Below are 3640 nucleotides of genomic sequence, written 5' to 3' on the forward strand. Positions count from 1 at the left end.
AGCCAGAAGATCCTGGTGGAGATCATCGTTCAGGCGGACACGGATGCGGAGCGCCGGGCGGCTCTGGCTGGCATCGTCGAGGTGATTGGCGACTACCTTGTGAGCGAAGAGGGCTCAACGCTTTCGGGGGCCTGTGACGCTTGCGAGATCGAAAGTGTCCAGCGGCTCGACCAGTCCGGCCATGGGGCCATGCAGGTGTCCGGCTGGACACTCTCGATTGCGGCGCTCTTCACTTCCGAGCGCCCTTACTGATCTGAATTTTCCAAGCAACTGGAGCGCAATCCATGACGCAGCCCAAGGCTTCCAAGCCTGAGGGGATGACCCCTTATGTTTTCACGCGCGATGTTCCGGGCGAAGGCCAGCGCGGTGAAATCAAGAACCTGACGGCCGATCAGGCGAAGGCCTGCGGCCAGTCCATCCGCCCGGCGACAGTCCGGGATCTGGCCATTTCCGGCAAGCGGTAACCCACGGAGACACTCGATATGGCAACGTCCGCAAATCCGCGCGGCAAGACCGCAAACCTCCGGTTCAAGGACCAGGGGGATTTCAGCACGCCTGCAGGCGGCGATTACATCCAGACCGTGTTCTATTCGGAAAGCCTTGGCGAAGCCGAGGGGCTGGAATCCGATGACCTGCTTGGCAGTGAGCGGAACAACAACCGGGACCAGGAGAAGCCGGCGCCTGGGCTTTCCACCCATAGCGGTGATGTGGTGGTCCCGCTCTGCGTCAACCACTTGCCCTATTGGCTGACCGGGCTGCTGGGCGCTCCTGCGACCACAGGGGCAGGGCCTTATGTCCATGTCTTCACCTCGGGCAAGGAAGAGCTGCCCTACCGCACCCTTGAATTCGAGAAGCGGGCGGGGGCGGCATTCTTCCAGCATGTGGGCTGCCTGGTCTCCTCGATGTCGTTCAACTTCAACCGGTCGGCAGGTTACCGGCAGGTGACGGTTGGTCTGGTCGGCCGGAGCGAAGAAAAGCTCGGGGCCAGTGCTGCAGGCGCACCGGCCGCGTTGCTGGCGCTTGCCCAGATCCCTGCGGCCAAGGGCGTCTTGCGCATTGATGGCGTGACGGCTGCGGATTTCCTTGGTGGTTCGCTGCAGGTCCAGAACAACCCGGCAGCGGATGAGGCACTGAACGGGACCAAGTATGTCTCCGGCTATTTGCTGGATGACCCGGCAACGGGCAGCGGTGCCATGCAGGTCCGCTACAAGGACGAGACCTACTATGACCTGATGAAGGCCGGAGAGCCGATCGAGGTGGAGCTGGAATTTGCCCTGAGCGCCACGATGAAGATCAGCTTTCTCATGGCGGCAGTCCGGTTTGAAAAGGGGCCGTTTGCTCCGATCAGCGGGCCGGGCGGTCTTCAGGCAGAACTGACCTTCCGCTGTGAGCAGACGCCGACAAGCCCGATGCTCACCGTGACGGTCACCAACGGCATTGCGAGCTACTGATGGCGATCGTTCTTGGAAAGGCCGCTCCTGCCATGGCGTGGGAGACGCTGCCTCATGGGGTTCAGGTGCATATGCGCCGGGCGACCTCGGTTGAGACTTCGCATGTGGAGCGGGCAACCGGCCGCATACTCAGTGACTATCTGTCGGGCAAGGCGGAGCTGGCGAGCTTCCATCTGCCGGAGGCGGAAGAGCCGAGCGCAGAGGATGATCAGTACATCTTCGGGCTGAGCAAATTCCTGTCGTCGGTGCTGCTGTTTGAGATGCTTGCCGATGACTGGAAGGGCGTCCTGAAAGATGACGGAAGGCCTTGGCCGATTGACCGGGCTTCCGTGTCCCTGCTGCTCCTGTCTCCCGATCAGCTGCAGGAATTTGAGCGGCTGGCGTACCGGGATGTCTGGGAGATCCGCGCAGAGGGAAACGGATCCGCCGTCTCGCCCATTGGTTCGGGCGGGGCGGCTTAGACTACTGCAGGGGCTGCGAGGATGCTGGCCTGAACTGCGGTGCAAAGTGCCCCCAGAACGCCAATGAGCCGGAAACCCTGGAAGGGGACCAGGCCGTCCAGGTCGGGCAGATGCCCTCGATCTGGAACATCATGCCGTTCAGCGGTGATGTGATGGGGCTGCGCATGGATGAAGCGCTGATCCGTGGCCGTGCGGATGGCCTGGACCTGGACCGGCTGCGGTCCTTCCTCCTCAACTTTGAGGCGGGATTTACGGCTGGTCTGCGCGAAGCAAAGGAACCTGAAGAATGAGCAAGGCTTTGCCTCAAGTTGGTGTCCGTCTGGCTGCGGTCGATGGCAAGGTGGTTCAGCGCGAACTGCGGAAGTTTGGCGCGGAAGGGCAGGCAGCGCTTGAGCGGATTGCCAAGGCAACCAAGCCAGCGTCCACGGGCCTTAAGGCGGTGGATGGCGCAGTTGGGGATGCCAAGAAGCGGGTGTCGGGATTTGCGAGCGATCTTGGCCCATTGGGGGCTGGGTTGCGGGCGATTGGTCCTGTCGGAGCCGCGGCTGCGGTGAGTATTGGAGCGCTCGCTGCGGGTTTCACTCTGGCAGCAACGCGGGGAAGGGCTGCGGCGGCTGCCGTGGCGGAGTTGGGAGACCTTGCAAAGCGGGCGGCCATCGACGTTGAGGACTTCCAGGCTCTCAAATATGCGTCTGATCAGAATCGGATTTCTGTCGATGCGCTGACCGATGGTCTGAAGGAACTGGCTTTGCGGGCAGACGAGTTTGTCACCACTGGCGCAGGGTCAGGGGCCGAAGCCTTCCAGCGTTTGGGCTTTGAGGCTGAGGAGCTTCGGGACCGTCTCAAGGACCCTTTGTCCCTCTTCATCGAGATCATCCGGCGTACCCAAGAGCTGGACAAGGCAGCCCAGGTGCGCATCGGAGATGAGCTGTTTGGCGGCACTGCCGGGGAGCGCTTTGTGGAGCTGATCGCCCGTGGCGCGGATGACTTCAAGGGTCTGGTGGATGAGGCCCGGAACTTCCAGGGCTTCTTCTCGGAAGAGGAAGTTGAGAGAGCTTCGAAGCTCGACCGGGAGTTCCGGAAGCTTGAAGGGCAGCTGGAGACTTCGCTGACGAAGGCATTTTACAACTCGGCAGAAGCGGCGATGTACTTCCTGAAAGTCACGACGGATATCGTGAATGCCTATGGCTCGTTGATGGGTCTGATCTCGTCGGTCGAGAACCGGTCAATCGATGCTATCCGCTCGCAGATTGCCAGTAAGGAGCAAGCAATCAAGGACGTCGAGAAGTCCATTCTTGGCGAGTATTCCGGCACTTATGTTGCCAACCTGCGGAGCGATATTCTCGCGCTCCAGAAGGAACTGGCAAGCCGTGCGATTGCCTCCGGAACCGGCGCGGCTCCTGACCGCGTTGCGTGGCTTAAGCGGACTGACAAGCCGAACGGCAGCGGCAGCACTCTCGACACCAAGGATCGGACTGCTGCCGAGGAATGGCGCAAGCGCATTCTGACTGCGGATCAGAAGCGGGCTGAGGCCATTCGTGAAATCAACGCCTTGGAAGAGAAAGGCGCGTTGACGGTTGAAGAGGCTGCGCTCGCGCGGACGAAGGCGGAAGACGACTACCAGGCGCTGCTGAAGAAAGCCGAGACCGCTTCCGGGGCGCGGAAGAAGGAAGCTGATCTTCTGCGGGAAATCGCCAGGCTGATTGAGACGTCCAAGACCCCGGCGCA

The 3640-nt window shown here is 61.5% G+C and carries 5 protein-coding genes and 1 pseudogene; all 6 read left to right on the plus strand.

Going from position 1 to position 3640, the window contains the following annotated elements:
* A partial coding sequence (locus tag BUA94_RS23675; RefSeq protein ID WP_175558119.1) for a hypothetical protein occupies positions 1–252 on the plus strand: 252 nt, incomplete at its 5' end.
* 32 nt (positions 253–284) lie between these two features.
* Complete coding sequence (locus tag BUA94_RS23030; RefSeq protein WP_073015822.1) at positions 285–464, plus strand: hypothetical protein; 180 nt, start codon at positions 285–287, stop codon at positions 462–464.
* Positions 465–482: 18 nt separating this feature from the next.
* Positions 483–1451 carry a phage tail tube protein gene (locus BUA94_RS23035; RefSeq protein WP_073015824.1) on the plus strand — a complete coding sequence of 323 codons (969 nt, stop codon included), beginning with the start codon at positions 483–485 and terminating at the stop codon, positions 1449–1451.
* A complete protein-coding gene (locus BUA94_RS23040) occupies positions 1451–1912 on the plus strand; it encodes a hypothetical protein (RefSeq protein ID WP_073015826.1) in 462 nt (153 codons plus the stop codon). Before BUA94_RS23035 ends, BUA94_RS23040 begins: the two co-directional genes overlap by 1 nt.
* A gap of 110 nt (positions 1913–2022) precedes the next feature.
* Positions 2023–2202 carry a hypothetical protein gene (locus BUA94_RS23045; RefSeq protein WP_073015828.1) on the plus strand — a complete coding sequence of 60 codons (180 nt, stop codon included), beginning with the start codon at positions 2023–2025 and terminating at the stop codon, positions 2200–2202.
* Positions 2199–3640: pseudogene (locus tag BUA94_RS23050) on the plus strand (hypothetical protein); the annotation flags it as partial. The gene BUA94_RS23045 and the pseudogene BUA94_RS23050, both read left to right, overlap by 4 nt.

It is taken from the genome of Roseibium suaedae, assembly GCF_900142725.1.
GTDB classification, from domain to species: Bacteria; Pseudomonadota; Alphaproteobacteria; order Rhizobiales; family Stappiaceae; genus Roseibium; species Roseibium suaedae.

Excerpts from the sequence above, each read along its gene's own strand:
- BUA94_RS23030 (WP_073015822.1), top strand. The coding sequence starts at position 285 with ATGACGCAGCCCAAGGCTTCCAAGCCTGAGGGGATGACCCCTTATGTT.
- BUA94_RS23035 (WP_073015824.1), top strand. The coding sequence starts at position 483 with ATGGCAACGTCCGCAAATCCGCGCGGCAAGACCGCAAACCTCCGGTTC.
- BUA94_RS23040 (WP_073015826.1), top strand. The coding sequence starts at position 1,451 with ATGGCGATCGTTCTTGGAAAGGCCGCTCCTGCCATGGCGTGGGAGACG.
- BUA94_RS23045 (WP_073015828.1), top strand. The coding sequence starts at position 2,023 with ATGCCCTCGATCTGGAACATCATGCCGTTCAGCGGTGATGTGATGGGG.